Consider the following 13219-nt stretch of genomic DNA (forward strand, 5'->3'; position numbering starts at 1 on the left):
TATTTATGCGCGCAGAGTTGAACCAGGGCCTGATCGACTTCCTCAAGGCCTCCCCTACCCCGTTCCATGCTACCGCCAGCCTTGCCCAGCGCCTGGAGGCGGCGGGTTACCAGCGTCTCGATGAGCGCGAAACCTGGGCCACCGAGGCCAACGGTCGCTATTACGTCACGCGCAACGATTCCTCGATCATCGCTTTCAAACTGGGCCGCAACTCTGCGCTACACGACGGCATCCGCCTGGTCGGCGCCCACACCGACAGCCCTTGCCTGCGGGTCAAGCCCCAGCCGGAACTGCAACGTCAGGGGTTCTGGCAACTGGGCGTGGAAGTGTACGGCGGCGCACTGCTGGCGCCGTGGTTCGACCGCGACTTGTCGCTGGCCGGCCGCGTGACCTTCCGCCGTGACGGCAAGGTCGAGAGTCAGCTGATCGATTTCAAGGCGCCGATCGCCACGATTCCAAACCTGGCCATTCATCTCAACCGTGAAGCCAACCAAGGCTGGGCGATCAATCCGCAGAACGAGCTGCCGCCGATCCTCGCCCAGTTTGCTGGCGACGAACGCGTCGACTTCCGCGCCGTGCTCACTGACCAGTTGGCCCGGGAACACGGCTTGAACGCCGACGTGGTGCTCGATTACGAGCTGAGCTTCTATGACACCCAAAGCGCAGCGGTCATCGGTTTGCATGGTGATTTCATCACCGGCGCGCGACTGGACAACCTGCTCTCCTGCTATGCCGGCCTGCAAGCCTTGCTGACCGCCGACACCGAAGAAACCTGCGTGCTGGTGTGCAACGACCACGAAGAGGTCGGTTCTACTTCGGCGTGTGGCGCGGACGGCCCGATGCTCGAACAGACCCTGCGCCGTCTGCTGCCCGACGGTGAAGATTTCGTACGCACCATTCAGAAATCCCTGCTGGTCTCCGCAGACAACGCCCACGGCGTACACCCCAACTATGCCGACAAGCACGACGCCAATCATGGCCCCAAGCTAAACGCCGGCCCGGTGATCAAGGTCAACACCAACCAGCGCTACGCCACCAACAGCGAAACCGCCGGCTTCTTCCGCCACCTGTGCATGGCCGAAGAAGTACCGGTGCAGAGTTTCGTGGTGCGCAGCGACATGGGTTGCGGCTCGACCATCGGCCCGATCACCGCCAGTCAACTGGGTGTGCGCACCGTGGACATTGGCCTGCCGACCTTTGCCATGCATTCGATCCGCGAACTGTGCGGTAGCCAAGACCTGGCGCACCTGGTGAAAGTGCTGAGCGCGTTCTACGCTTCTCGCGAGTTGCCATAAAACCTTCGTGGCGAGGGAGCTTGCTCCCGCTGGGTGGCGCAGCCACCCCAAACCGGTTTTGCCAGTGCTGCGCACTGGAGCGGGAGCAAGCTCCCTCGCCACAAGGGTATCCAGCGAAAGGTCTGGATAACTCATGACACACCTCACCACACCCCAAGCAAACCCGAACTAGACTGACCTTATCCCTCCCGACAAGGCCGTCGCAATGATCTCCATGTCCTCGTTCAACGCCATGCTCGTGCCCATCATCGCCGGCATGATCCTGCTGGCCATTGGCTTCAACTTCCGAGACAAAAATGTCGGGGTGTTCGCCATGTGGATCGGCATGTTGCTGATCCTTATCACAGTGCTGTTCAGGATTATGGCGAAGCTCAACGAGTCCTCCTGAATACGCCTTAGGCGGGTTGTTCCGGCACGTCCACGCCAACGTGGATCGCGTCGTGCCGCCAGAACTCCAAGTCACAATCGATCAGCCGTTGGTGCTGGTCATAATTGACCCGGGCAATCCGCAGCCCGGGGCTGCCGACCGACACTTTCAGCGCCGCCGCGGCCTCGGGTTGCAGCGAGGTAGGCACGATGTCGAATTTCACCCGGCCGTAATGCAAGTCGTAATGGCGGGCGTACAGCTCGGTCATGGACTGGTTGAGATCGAACGCGAGAATGTCCGGAAAGTACGACGGGTTCAGATAATGCTCCACATAAAGCACCAGTCTTTCATCGATACGCCGGGTGCGACAGATCTGGATGACGCTGGACAGCGCCGGCAGTTGAAGCCAGGCGCAGATTGCCGCCGAGGCGGGTTGCAAGCGGGCCGATATGACTTCGGTGCGCGGCACCCGGCCTTGAGCGGCAACCATCGCGTGGAAATGGCTGCGCTGCATCAGGTTGTAGGCCAGCCGCGGTGGCGAAACGAACCAGCCCCGACGTTCCTCGCGGTAAATCTGCCCTTGGGCTTCCAACTGCAACAATGCCTCGCGCACGGTAATCCGAGTGGTGCCGAACAATTCGCTGAGTTTGCGCTCGGCTGGCAATTTGTTGCCGGCCGCCAGCAAGCCGTGGTCGATCTGCTCTTGCAGAACTTGTCCGATGGATGTCACCGCTTTGGTTGCCTCAACGCGCATCAACGTTACCTATCTGGACTAGACCAGCACTGTTTCGGGGCGGGATCTTTGCCGCTTCGATCCGTATCGCATGCCTGCAAGCCTAGGCGCTGAGCATGACTGAGAGATGACACAACCGCTGAACGGTCTATTTGCTGGCTTGCAATTAAACGGCCAAGTCCTTGCAGATCAGTTGTTTACTCATGGTCTACGCTTATGACGCAGCGACCCTCCGTGAGCCCGACGATTGCTGGCGCGCTTGCAGTCGACATCAAAATGTCATGGGAGACACCTACATTGGCTCAGGTATTGCTGACCTAGACCAACACAACCGCAATCGCAGCGTTGAAAACGCCCATAGGAGCTTCGGATGAAACAGCTTTTCCTGGCATCACTGTTAGGCTCGACCATTGCCATGTGCACCGCCGCCATGGCCGCTGATACCGATCTGAAAACACTGGAAGCCGCTGCGAAAGCGGAAGGCGCCGTAAACAGCGTCGGCATGCCCGATGACTGGGCGAACTGGAAAGGCACCTGGGACGACCTGGCCAAGCTCTATGGCTTGAAGCACATCGACACCGACATGAGCTCCGCCCAGGAAATCGCCAAATTCGCGGCCGAGAAAGACAACGCCAGCGCCGACATCGGCGACGTCGGTGCCGCTTTCGGCCCGATTGCGGTCAAGCAGGGCGTGGTCCAGCCCTACAAGCCAAGCACCTGGGAGCAAGTGCCGGACTGGGCCAAGGATAAGGACGGCAACTGGGCCCTGGCCTACACCGGCACCATTGCCTTCATCGTCAACAAGAAGCTGCTGCATGGCTCCGACGTCCCGACCAAATGGGCCGACCTGAAAACCGGTAAATACAAAGTCTCGATTGGTGACGTGAGCACCGCCGCCCAGGCGGCGAACGGTGTGCTGGCCGCGGCCCTGGCAAACGGTGGCGACGAGAAAAACATCAAGCCCGCGCTGTTGATGTTCGCCGAGATTGCCAAGCAAGGGCGCCTGTCCATGGCCAACCCGACCATTGCCACTATGGAAAAAGGTGAGGTCGAAGTCGGCGTGGTCTGGGATTTCAACGGCCTGAGCTACAAGGCCAAGATGGCCAACCCGGATGACTACGTCGTGTTGATCCCGTCCGACGGCTCGGTGATCTCCGGCTACACCACCATCATCAACAAATACGCCAAGCACCCGAACGCCGCCAAGCTGACCCGCGAATACATCTTCAGCGACGCCGGCCAGATCAACCTCGCCAAGGGCAACGCCCGCCCGATTCGCGCCGAGCACCTGAAACTGCCGGAAGAGGTCCAGGCCAAGCTGCTGCCGAACGAGCAGTACAAAGGCGTGACCCCGATCAAGGATGCGGATGCGTGGGAGAAGACCTCCAAGGCACTGCCGCAGCAGTGGAACGAAGAAGTCATCGTCGAGATGAAGTGAGGCGCTAGCTTCCACTCCCGGATCACCGCTGATCCATTGTGGGAGCGAGCTTGCTCGCGATGAGGGAGTGTCAGTCGACATGAATATTGGCTGACACACCGCAATCGCGAGCAGGCTCGCTCCCACATTGGACGCTTGGTGAACCCGGTTTTTTGGTTCTTGCCCGGAGTCCCGGTCCCCATGAAGCACAACGTCATCCTGGTGGTGCTCGACGGTCTCAACTACGAGGTCGCCCGGCATGCCATGGGACATTTGCAGGCGTATGTCGGCGCAGGACGCGCGGCGCTCTACAAACTGGAATGTGAATTGCCCGCACTGTCCCGCCCGCTCTATGAATGCATACTCACCGGCGTCGTGCCTATCGACAGCGGGATCGTGCACAACAACGTCTCGCGCCTGTCGAACCAGCGCAGCATTTTCCATTACGCCACCGAGGCCGGCCTGAGCACGGCGGCCGCTGCCTACCATTGGGTCAGCGAGCTCTATAACGTTTCGCCCTTCGTTGCCGGTCGCGACCGCCATACACATAACCCCGACCTGCCGATCCAATACGGCCATTTCTACTGGAACGACCACTACCCCGATTCCCACCTGTTCGCTGATGCCGAACACCTGCGGCAGCGCTACTTGCCGAATTTTCTGTTGGTGCATCCGATGAACATCGACGATGCCGGCCACAAGCACGGCCTCGACACTGCGCAATACCGCAACAGTGCCCGCTCGGCCGACATCAACATGGCCGTCTACCTGCAAGCCTGGCTCGACGCCGGTTACCAAGTGCTGGTGACGTCCGACCATGGCATGAACAACGATCGCTCCCACAACGGGCTGCTGGCGGAAGAACGGGAAGTGCCGCTGTTTGTCCTCGGGGATGGTTTCAGCCTGAACGCCGACGCGGCTCCCCTGCAAACCGAACTGTGCGGCACGATTTGCCAATTGCTTGGCATCGCCCACGACAAACCCTTTTGCCAGGAGTTGCTCAAGTGAACGCCATGACGCGCGGCAAATGGCTGGCAGCGTTGTGCCTGGTGCCCTTCGCGATATTCTTCATCGTCTTCCAGATCGCCCCGCTGCTCTGGGTGCTGGTCAACAGCCTGGAATCGGAAGAGTTCGGCTGGGGCCTGGCCAACTTCAGCAAGATCTTCAGTTCGAAGTTTTATCGGCAAGCGATCCAGCACAGCCTGGAAATCAGCTTCTGGTCCAGCGTGTTCGGCATCGTTATCGCCGTGCTCGGCAGCTACTCCCTGCGTCGGGTGGATTCGCGGCTGCGCAACTTCGTCAACGCATTCGCCAACATGACCAGCAACTTCGCCGGCGTGCCCCTGGCATTCGCCTTCATCATCTTGCTGGGGTTCAACGGCAGTATCACGATCATGCTCAAGCAGGCGGGCATCATCGAGGATTTCAACCTGTACTCGAAAACCGGGTTGATCATTCTCTATACCTATTTCCAGATTCCCCTGGGCGTACTGCTGCTTTACCCGGCGTTCGACGCGCTGCGTGAAGACTGGCGTGAGTCCGCCGCCCTGTTGGGCGCCAGCGGCTGGCAGTTCTGGCGGCACATCGGCTTGCCGGTGCTGACCCCGGCGCTGCTGGGCACGTTCGTGATCCTGCTGGCGAACGCTCTCGGCGCCTACGCGACGGTCTATGCATTGACCACCGGCAACTTCAACGTCCTGCCGATTCGCATCGCCGCCATGGTCTCCGGCGACATTTCCCTCGACCCGAACATGGCCAGTGCATTGGCCGTGGTGCTGGTGGCGCTGATGACTCTGGTAACCATCGTCCATCAATTGCTGCTCAAGAGGAGCTACCATGTCTCGCGCTGAATCGGGCTCCGTCGGGCTCTATCATCGAGCGGTGGTGTACCTGCTGTTCGCCATTCTGTTGCTGCCCCTGGTCGGGACACTGGTCTACTCCATCGCTAGCAGCTGGTCGGCCACCGTGTTACCCAGCGGCTTTACCTTCAAATGGTACGTGCAGTTGTGGAGCGATCCGCGCTTTCTCCATGCTTTCGGCCAATCGCTGGTCGTCTGTGTGGGGGCGCTGGTGCTCTCGGTGGTGCTGATCCTGCCGCTGCTGTTCGTGGTGCATTACCACTTTCCCAAGCTCGATGCGCTGATGAACATCCTCATCCTGCTCCCCTTCGCGGTGCCGCCGGTGGTGTCGTCGGTGGGGCTGTTGCAACTCTATGGTTCCGGGCCTCTGGCGATGGTTGGCACGCCGTGGATCCTGATCGGTTGCTATTTCACCGTCGCCCTGCCGTTCATGTACCGAGCAATCACCAACAACCTGCAAGCCATCAACCTGCGTGACCTGATGGACGCTGCCCAACTGCTCGGCGCCAGTACTTTCCAGGCCGCCCTGCTGGTGGTGCTGCCGAACCTGCGCAAGGGCCTGATGGTGGCGCTGTTGCTGTCCTTCTCGTTCCTGTTCGGCGAGTTCGTGTTCGCCAACATCCTCGTCGGCACCCGCTATGAAACCCTGCAGGTGTACCTGAACAACATGCGCAACAGCAGCGGCCACTTCACCAGTGCGCTGGTGATTTCCTACTTTTTCTTCGTACTGGTCCTGACCTGGGCGGCCAACATCTTGAACAAGGACAAAAGCCAATGAGCTACGTCAGCGTCCAACACTTGCAGAAAAGCTACGCCGGCACGTCGGTGTTCAGCGACATCAATTGCGAAATCCAGAAGGGCGAATTCGTCACCCTTCTCGGCCCCTCGGGCTGCGGCAAGTCCACATTGTTGCGCTGCATTGCCGGCCTGACGGCGGTGGATGACGGCAAGATCCTGCTGGACGGCCAGGACATCGTCCCGTTGAGCCCGCAGAAGCGTGGGATCGGCATGGTCTTCCAGAGCTACGCCTTGTTCCCGAACATGACCGTGGAACAGAACGTCGCCTTCGGCCTGCGCATGCAAAAGGTTGATGCCTCGGACAGCCGTCAGCGTGTACTGGAGATCCTGCGTCTGGTGGAGTTGCATGATTTTGCAGCGCGCTATCCCCACCAGCTTTCAGGAGGCCAATGCCAGCGTGTCGCCCTTGCCCGCTCCCTGGTGACCCGGCCGCGCCTGTTGCTGCTGGACGAACCCCTCTCGGCCCTCGACGCACGGATTCGCAAACACCTGCGTGAACAGATCCGACAGATCCAGCGCGAACTGGGCTTGACCACGATCTTCGTCACACACGATCAGGAAGAAGCCCTGACCATGTCTGACCGGATTTTCCTAATGAACCAGGGAAAGATCGTACAGAGCGGCGATGCCGAGACCCTTTACACTGCGCCAGTCGACGTCTTTGCCGCCGGCTTCATCGGCAACTACAACCTGCTGGACGCCGACAGCGCCACGAAGCTGCTGCAACGCCCAGTGAACGGTCGCATCGCCATTCGCCCGGAAGCCATCGAACTGAGTCGCAATGGAGAGCCCGATGCACTGATCCGCAACCACAGCCTGCTGGGCAATGTCATCCGCTACCGGGTCGAGGCCCGTGGCGTGGAGCTGGTGGTCGATGTGCTCAACCGTTCGGCCGCCGACCTGCATCCTGACGGTGCGCGGTTGGCACTTTCCATCGATCCGTCGGCGCTGTGTGAGGTAGCCTGACGGCCTTGTTGATTTTTGAAGCTGATCTTGAGAAGGAAAACGCGCTGATGGCCCTGGCAATTTTTGATCTGGACGAAACCCTGATCCACGGCGACTGCGCCACCCTCTGGAGCGAACAGATGGGGCGCCTGGGTTGGGTCGATCCCGAGTCGTTCATGCGTCGCAACAACGAGCTGATGGATGCCTACAGCCACGGCAAATTGCGCATGGAAGAGTACATGGACTTCAGCCTGGAACCGATGATCGGCCGCACGCCCGAAGAGATCGAGCACCTGGTGACACCGTGGGTGGAAGATTTCATCGAGCCGATCATCTTCAGCGACGCCACCAAGGCCATCGCCGAACACCGCAAGGCCGGCGACCGGATCCTGGTGATCTCGGCTTCGGGCACGCACCTGGTCAAGCCGATTGCCGACCGCCTTGGCATCGATGAGATCCTGGCGATCGACCTCGAAGTGGCCCATGGGGTGTACAGCGGCAAGACCGTGGGCACCCTGTCCTACCGTGAGGGCAAGATTTCCCGCTTGCTGGATTGGCTGGATGCCGAGGAAGAGAACCTCGAAGGCGCCAGTTTTTACTCCGATTCGCGCAATGACCTGCCGTTGCTGTTGCGGGTGGATTACCCGCATGTGGTGAATCCGGACCCGGTATTGAAAGCTCACGCTGAGTTGGCTGGTTGGCCAATCCATACCTGGAAGTAACCCCTCTTACTTGTGGGGGCGAGCTTGCTCGCGAAGATGGCGGCACAGCCAGCATCTGTACCAGCTGACACACCGCCATCGCGAGCAAGATCGCTCCCACGGGTTCAGCCCTGGCCCAGCAGCAGCCACAGGCCCCAGCCGAGCAACAACAGACCGCAGATGCGACTGAGCCAGAGTCCTTGGGGCAGGTTTTTCTCCAGCAGGATGAAGGCACCCATCATTGCCATCCAGAACAGGTTCATCACGCCAACGACGAACAGCAGGCCCATCAGCGCCCAGCAGCAGCCCAGGCAGTACGCCCCGTGGGCCAGGCCCATGCGCCAGCCGCCGAGCACGTTGGGGCGCCAGTAGCTGAGAAGAAAATGCAACGGCCCGCGACAATGCTCAAGGCAGGCCGCCTTGCCGGGCAGCCACTGGTAGACGCCCGCGACCAGCAGCAGGCCAGCCGCCAGCGAGGTGCTGCTGCTGCGCATCGCAGGACTGAGCAAGGCCAATTGTTCGAGCGCCCACTGCAACGCCGTGGCGCCCAGGGCGAAACCGACCCAGACCAGAACATACGCGCTACAGAACAGCAGCAGGGCGAAGTGTCGTTGCGGCGACGGCATGCGCTTGCGCAGCATCTGCTGGTAGATCAGCAGCATGGGCAACGCGCTGGGCAGCATCATGCCGAGCATCATCACCACCCACATCGTGAACATCACCAGAGCATCGGCCAGGCTCCAGGGCATGACCATGCCTGCCATGGCCACATCCGCCATCGCGCCCGGCGCGCCCATGTCGCGGGACATGCGCAGCAGCATCAGCCAGGCCAGGGCGATCAGCACAAGCAGGCAGAACAGGAACAGCAGCTGCTCGCCGGACAGTCGCTTACCGGGCGTTACGGCTTGGGGTTCTGCCATCGCTACGGCTCTATGCCGTGGCCGGTGAAATGCACATGGGCGAGGTGGCTATGGCTGCCTCGGGATTGCAGCTTGAGGGCTGTATGCGTCTGGTAGCTGCCGCTGGCGACTTCAGCTTCATGGAACTCGAAGCCGTCGGGCAGGGACAGGCGGACGCGATGGGGGGAGCCGTCGATCGGGCTGCGGATCGGCTCGCCGCTGGCCTGGAGCACGCCTGGAATGTCCAGGTGCGCCAAGCGCTGATCGACATCGATGGACAGGGTGATGGGCACGAACTGCGGTTCGAACGCTTCAGTCATGGTGCTGCTGAACACTTGGAACACGTTGGCCCCGGGGTCACTCTCCAGGCCAGAGAGGATGGTCAACAGGGCCTGGCGTTGCGCCTCATCGGCGCGTTCATCGATGAACACCTGGCAACTACCGTTGCCCTCATGGATAGCGCCTGGCCAAGCGAAGGTGGCGGCCCAGCACAAGCCGTCCAGCGTGACTTGATTGAAATCCCCGCGCTCCACTCGCATCGATGCCACTGCCTGGCAGTGGCCATGGGTCGGTGGCGCATTGAACTGACAAGGGCAGCCCCAGTTGCAGTTGCAGGCTATGAACTCGACGCCCTGCATGCGCCATTCGGCGATGGCCATGATCACCCTCTTCACCTGCTGGTGAAATGAAAGCCGCGGTTACCCCATCCCCTCATTGACTAACGCTAGCAGGGCGCGGGCATCGGATACGAATCACCGACCAAAGGTCTGCTTGAATTGTTCGTCGATCAAAAGTGATAAGTGAGTACCGGCCTGTGTATTACGGCAAAAAAACAAACCTGTGGGAGCGAGCTTGCTCGCGATGGCCGTCGAGCATTCAATAGCTTTGTTGACTGTCACACCGCTATCGCGAGCAAGTTCGCTCCCACAAGGTCTGTATCAGCTCAAGCTTTCATCGACCACCAGCACCAGTTTTCCGGACACCTGGTTGGTCGCTAGTTCCGCAAACGCCGCTTCGGCATCGGTGACCGCAAACGTCCGGGCCAACTGGGGGTTCAAGCGTTTATCAGCGAACAACGGCCATACTTGCTGCCCCAATTCGCTGATCAAGTCAGCCTTGAACTGATCGTTGCGACTGCGCAGGGTCGAACCCAGCAGTTGGATGCGCTTGCCCAGCACCTGGGCCAGGTCGAGTTCGGTCGTGCGGCCGCCCATGAGGCCGATCAGCACCCAGCGGCCGTCAACTGACAAAAGTTTCACGTTGAGGCCGGCGTAGTTCGCGCCGACCGGATCGAGAATGACGTCGAAGGGCGCGAAGTCGTTCAGGCTGTTGATATCGTCGGTACGAACCACGCCGCCCTGGGCCCCCAATGCTTCGCAATAGGCCAGGCGATCCGCCGAACCGACGCTGACCCAGCACGGGTTGCCAAACGCCTTGCAGAGCTGGATCGCCGCCGAACCGACGCCACTGGCGCCGGCATGCAGCAACACTTTTTCGCCTGGCCGCAGGCCGGCAAGCTGGAACAGATTCAGCCACGCGGTGCCGTAGACCTCAGGCAGCGCGGCCGCTTCGGCCATCGACAGGCCTTCCGGCACGGGCAAGACATGGCGGCCATCGACCACTACCTCTTCGGCCATTCCCCCGCCAGCCAGCAACGCGCAGACGCGGTCACCGACCTGCCAGGAAGAGCCCGGCCCGACTTCACTGATCACTCCCGAACATTCCAGCCCCAACACCTGGCTCGCGCCGGATGGCGGTGGATAATGCCCGGCTTTTTGCAGCAAATCGGCCCGATTCAGGCCGGCGGCAGCCACGCGGATGCGAACTTGGCCCGCATCGCAGGCCGGACTTGGCTCATCTGCCCATACCACTTGGCCTTCAACGCCTTGCAATGCTTTCACGGTGCCTCCATAGTGAGTCTCGACTGGGCCCGCTGCTATAACGCCGGGCTTTCTTGCATTATGCGCCCGGGCCACATGGAACCGGCGACTTCAAAGACGGCCTAATATGCGTTATCAATTGTCCCTGCGTCGAATCAGCATGAAGCACTTGTTCCCCAGTACTGCACTTGCCCTCTTCATTGGCCTCGGCGTTTCGACGCTTTCGAGCACTGCGCTCGCGGCCAACAGCTGGGACAAGCTTCAGCCCGATCGCGACGAGGTGATCGCCAGCCTTAACGTCGTTGAGTTGCTCAAGCGTCATCACTACAGCAAGCCGCCGCTCGATGACGCGCGCTCTGTCATCATCTATGACAGCTACCTGAAGCTGCTTGATCCGTCGCGCAGCTATTTCCTGGCCAGTGACATTGCCGAATTCGACAAGTGGAAGACTCAATTCGACGACTTCCTCAAAAGCGGCGACCTGAACGCCGGGTTCATTATCTACAAGCGCTACCTGGACCGCGTCAAGGCACGCCTGGATTACGCCCTTGCCGAATTGAACAAGGGTGTCGACAAAATCGATTTCAATGCCAAGGAAACCTTGCTGGTCGACCGCAAGGACGCGCCTTGGCTCAAAAGTACGGCCGAACTCGACGACCTGTGGCGCAAACGCGTCAAGGACGAAGTGCTGCGCATGAAGATCGCCGGAAAGGATCCCAAGCAGATCCAGGAAACCCTGACCAAGCGCTACAAGAACCAATTGGCGCGTCTGGATCAGACCCGGGCCGAGGATATCTTCCAGGCCTACATCAATACCTTTGCAATGTCCTACGACCCGCATACCAATTATCTGTCGCCGGATAACGCGGAGAACTTCGACATCAACATGAGCCTGTCCCTGGAAGGCATCGGTGCGGTCCTGCAAAGCGACAACGACCAGGTCAAAATCGTGCGCCTGGTGCCCGCGGGCCCGGCGGACAAGACCAAGCAGGTCGGTCCGGCGGACAAGATCATTGGTGTCGCCCAAGGCAACAAGGAAATGGTCGACGTGGTCGGCTGGCGCCTGGATGAAGTGGTCAAGCTGATCCGTGGCCCGAAAGGCTCGGTGGTCCGCCTGGAGGTCATTCCGGCCAGCAATGCGCCAAATGACCAGACCAGCAAAGTCGTGTCCATCACCCGTGAAGCAGTGAAGCTGGAAGAACAGGCCGCGAAGAAATCGGTCCTGAAACTCAAGCAGGACGGCAAGGACTACAAGCTCGGCATCATCGAGATCCCGGCGTTCTACCTGGACTTCAAGGCTTTCCGCGCCGGAGATCCGGACTACAAGAGCACCACGCGCGACGTCAAGAAGCTGCTGACCGAACTGCAAAAGGAAAAGGTCGACGGCGTCGTCATCGATTTGCGCAACAACGGCGGCGGCTCGCTGCAGGAAGCCACCGAATTGACCAGCCTGTTCATCGACAAAGGCCCGACCGTGCTCGTGCGCAATGCCGATGGCCGGGTCGATGTGCTGGAAGATGAGAATCCGGGCGCATTCTACAAAGGCCCGATGGCCTTGCTGGTCAATCGACTGTCCGCTTCGGCCTCGGAGATTTTCGCCGGTGCCATGCAGGACTACCACCGCGCCTTGATCATCGGCGGCCAGACTTTCGGCAAGGGCACCGTGCAGACCATCCAGCCGTTGAACCACGGCGAACTGAAACTGACCCTGGCGAAGTTCTACCGTGTTTCCGGCCAGAGCACTCAGCATCAGGGCGTGCTGCCTGATATCGATTACCCGTCGATCATCGACACCAAGGAAATCGGTGAAAGCGCCCTGCCCGAAGCCATGCCGTGGGACACCATCCGTCCCGCGATCAAGCCGGCCGTGGACCCATTCAAGCCATTCCTGGCCCAGCTCAAGTCCGAACATGACACCCGCACCGCCCAGGACGCTGAATTCGTGTTCATTCGCGACAAGCTGGCCTTGGCGCAAAAATTGATGACCGAAAAAACCGTCACGCTCAATGAAGCCGACCGCCGCGCACAGCATGCCGACATCGAGGCCAAGCAACTGGCGATGGAAAACCTGCGTCGCAAGGCCAAGGGCGAAGAGCCGCTCAAAGAGCTGAAGAAAGAAGACGAAGACCTGATCACCGAGCCGGAAAAGACCAAGCCGGAAGATGATGCCTACCTGAGTGAAACCGGGCGAATCCTTTTAGATTACCTGAAACTCAACACGGCGGTCGCCAAGCACTGAGATGATGGCCATTTAATGGTGATGCTCGTCGGAGTGTCATCAAACTGACATCAGTCTGTCGTGAAATACAGGACCGGGCGCGCCCC

Annotated in this window: 13 protein-coding genes; 9 read left to right on the forward strand and 4 right to left on the reverse strand. The window is 60.2% G+C overall.

Going from position 1 to position 13219, the window contains the following annotated elements; all coding sequences use genetic code 11:
• The first annotated feature begins 5 nt into the window (after positions 1 to 5).
• Together M1D68_RS18460 and M1D68_RS18465 are read left to right on the forward strand one after the other, a co-directional pair.
• Complete coding sequence (locus tag M1D68_RS18460) at positions 6 to 1295, forward strand: M18 family aminopeptidase (RefSeq protein ID WP_420766983.1); 1290 nt, start codon at positions 6 to 8, stop codon at positions 1293 to 1295.
• Positions 1296 to 1500: 205 nt separating this feature from the next.
• Positions 1501 to 1683: a hypothetical protein gene (locus tag M1D68_RS18465; protein ID WP_420766984.1), complete on the forward strand. Its 183-nt coding sequence runs from the start codon at positions 1501 to 1503 to the stop codon at positions 1681 to 1683.
• 7 nt (positions 1684 to 1690) lie between these two features.
• On the opposite strand, the gene M1D68_RS18470 is transcribed toward M1D68_RS18465, so the two are convergent.
• Positions 1691 to 2416, reverse strand: coding sequence for a UTRA domain-containing protein (locus M1D68_RS18470; RefSeq protein ID WP_420766985.1), 726 nt, complete (start codon positions 2414 to 2416; stop codon positions 1691 to 1693).
• Between the two features lie 349 nt (positions 2417 to 2765).
• Between M1D68_RS18470 and M1D68_RS18475 the strand changes: the two genes are divergently transcribed.
• From M1D68_RS18475 to M1D68_RS18500, 6 genes are all read left to right on the forward strand, one after another.
• A complete protein-coding gene (locus M1D68_RS18475; RefSeq protein ID WP_420766986.1) occupies positions 2766 to 3833 on the forward strand; it encodes an ABC transporter substrate-binding protein in 1068 nt (355 codons plus the stop codon).
• Positions 3834 to 4013: 180 nt separating this feature from the next.
• Positions 4014 to 4820 (forward strand): alkaline phosphatase family protein, encoded by an 807-nt coding sequence (locus tag M1D68_RS18480; RefSeq protein ID WP_434648630.1) that lies wholly within the window; start codon positions 4014 to 4016, stop codon positions 4818 to 4820.
• A gap of 5 nt (positions 4821 to 4825) precedes the next feature.
• Positions 4826 to 5662 carry an ABC transporter permease gene (locus M1D68_RS18485; RefSeq protein ID WP_420766999.1) on the forward strand — a complete coding sequence of 279 codons (837 nt, stop codon included), beginning with the start codon at positions 4826 to 4828 and terminating at the stop codon, positions 5660 to 5662.
• Positions 5649 to 6449: an ABC transporter permease gene (locus M1D68_RS18490; protein WP_420766988.1), complete on the forward strand. Its 801-nt coding sequence runs from the start codon at positions 5649 to 5651 to the stop codon at positions 6447 to 6449. Before M1D68_RS18485 ends, M1D68_RS18490 begins: the two co-directional genes overlap by 14 nt.
• Positions 6446 to 7435 (forward strand): ABC transporter ATP-binding protein, encoded by a 990-nt coding sequence (locus M1D68_RS18495; RefSeq protein ID WP_457968002.1) that lies wholly within the window; start codon positions 6446 to 6448, stop codon positions 7433 to 7435. The genes M1D68_RS18490 and M1D68_RS18495 overlap by 4 nt, the downstream gene beginning before the upstream one ends.
• A 47-nt stretch (positions 7436 to 7482) precedes the next feature.
• Positions 7483 to 8136 carry an HAD family hydrolase gene (locus tag M1D68_RS18500; RefSeq protein ID WP_457968003.1) on the forward strand — a complete coding sequence of 218 codons (654 nt, stop codon included), beginning with the start codon at positions 7483 to 7485 and terminating at the stop codon, positions 8134 to 8136.
• 104 nt (positions 8137 to 8240) lie between these two features.
• Here M1D68_RS18500 and M1D68_RS18505 read toward each other — a convergent pair whose 3' ends face one another.
• From M1D68_RS18505 to M1D68_RS18515, 3 genes are all read right to left on the reverse strand, one after another.
• A complete protein-coding gene (locus M1D68_RS18505) occupies positions 8241 to 9035 on the reverse strand; it encodes a DUF2182 domain-containing protein (protein ID WP_457968004.1) in 795 nt (264 codons plus the stop codon).
• Positions 9036 to 9037: 2 nt separating this feature from the next.
• Positions 9038 to 9673 carry a DUF1326 domain-containing protein gene (locus tag M1D68_RS18510; protein WP_457968005.1) on the reverse strand — a complete coding sequence of 212 codons (636 nt, stop codon included), beginning with the start codon at positions 9671 to 9673 and terminating at the stop codon, positions 9038 to 9040.
• Between the two features lie 279 nt (positions 9674 to 9952).
• A complete protein-coding gene (locus tag M1D68_RS18515; RefSeq protein ID WP_457968006.1) occupies positions 9953 to 10915 on the reverse strand; it encodes a zinc-binding dehydrogenase in 963 nt (320 codons plus the stop codon).
• Positions 10916 to 11054: 139 nt separating this feature from the next.
• On the opposite strand from M1D68_RS18515, the gene M1D68_RS18520 reads away from it, so the two are divergent.
• The gene (locus M1D68_RS18520; RefSeq protein WP_434564134.1) at positions 11055 to 13133 is read left to right on the forward strand and encodes a carboxy terminal-processing peptidase; all 2079 of its coding nucleotides are present in this window, start codon (positions 11055 to 11057) and stop codon (positions 13131 to 13133) included.
• Positions 13134 to 13219: the final 86 nt, after the last annotated feature.

Source organism: Pseudomonas sp. R4-84, from assembly GCF_054130985.1.

What these genes read in the sequence shown, in the direction of transcription:
- M1D68_RS18460 (WP_420766983.1), top strand. Translation starts at nt 6, where the DNA reads ATGCGCGCAGAGTTGAACCAGGGCCTGATCGACTTCCTCAAGGCCTCC.
- M1D68_RS18465 (WP_420766984.1), top strand. Translation starts at nt 1,501, where the DNA reads ATGATCTCCATGTCCTCGTTCAACGCCATGCTCGTGCCCATCATCGCC.
- M1D68_RS18470 (WP_420766985.1), bottom strand. Translation starts at nt 2,416, where the DNA reads ATGCGCGTTGAGGCAACCAAAGCGGTGACATCCATCGGACAAGTTCTG.
- M1D68_RS18475 (WP_420766986.1), top strand. Translation starts at nt 2,766, where the DNA reads ATGAAACAGCTTTTCCTGGCATCACTGTTAGGCTCGACCATTGCCATG.
- M1D68_RS18480 (WP_434648630.1), top strand. Translation starts at nt 4,014, where the DNA reads ATGAAGCACAACGTCATCCTGGTGGTGCTCGACGGTCTCAACTACGAG.
- M1D68_RS18485 (WP_420766999.1), top strand. Translation starts at nt 4,826, where the DNA reads ATGACGCGCGGCAAATGGCTGGCAGCGTTGTGCCTGGTGCCCTTCGCG.
- M1D68_RS18490 (WP_420766988.1), top strand. Translation starts at nt 5,649, where the DNA reads ATGTCTCGCGCTGAATCGGGCTCCGTCGGGCTCTATCATCGAGCGGTG.
- M1D68_RS18495 (WP_457968002.1), top strand. Translation starts at nt 6,446, where the DNA reads ATGAGCTACGTCAGCGTCCAACACTTGCAGAAAAGCTACGCCGGCACG.
- M1D68_RS18500 (WP_457968003.1), top strand. Translation starts at nt 7,483, where the DNA reads ATGGCCCTGGCAATTTTTGATCTGGACGAAACCCTGATCCACGGCGAC.
- M1D68_RS18505 (WP_457968004.1), bottom strand. Translation starts at nt 9,035, where the DNA reads ATGGCAGAACCCCAAGCCGTAACGCCCGGTAAGCGACTGTCCGGCGAG.
- M1D68_RS18510 (WP_457968005.1), bottom strand. Translation starts at nt 9,673, where the DNA reads ATGGCCATCGCCGAATGGCGCATGCAGGGCGTCGAGTTCATAGCCTGC.
- M1D68_RS18520 (WP_434564134.1), top strand. Translation starts at nt 11,055, where the DNA reads ATGAAGCACTTGTTCCCCAGTACTGCACTTGCCCTCTTCATTGGCCTC.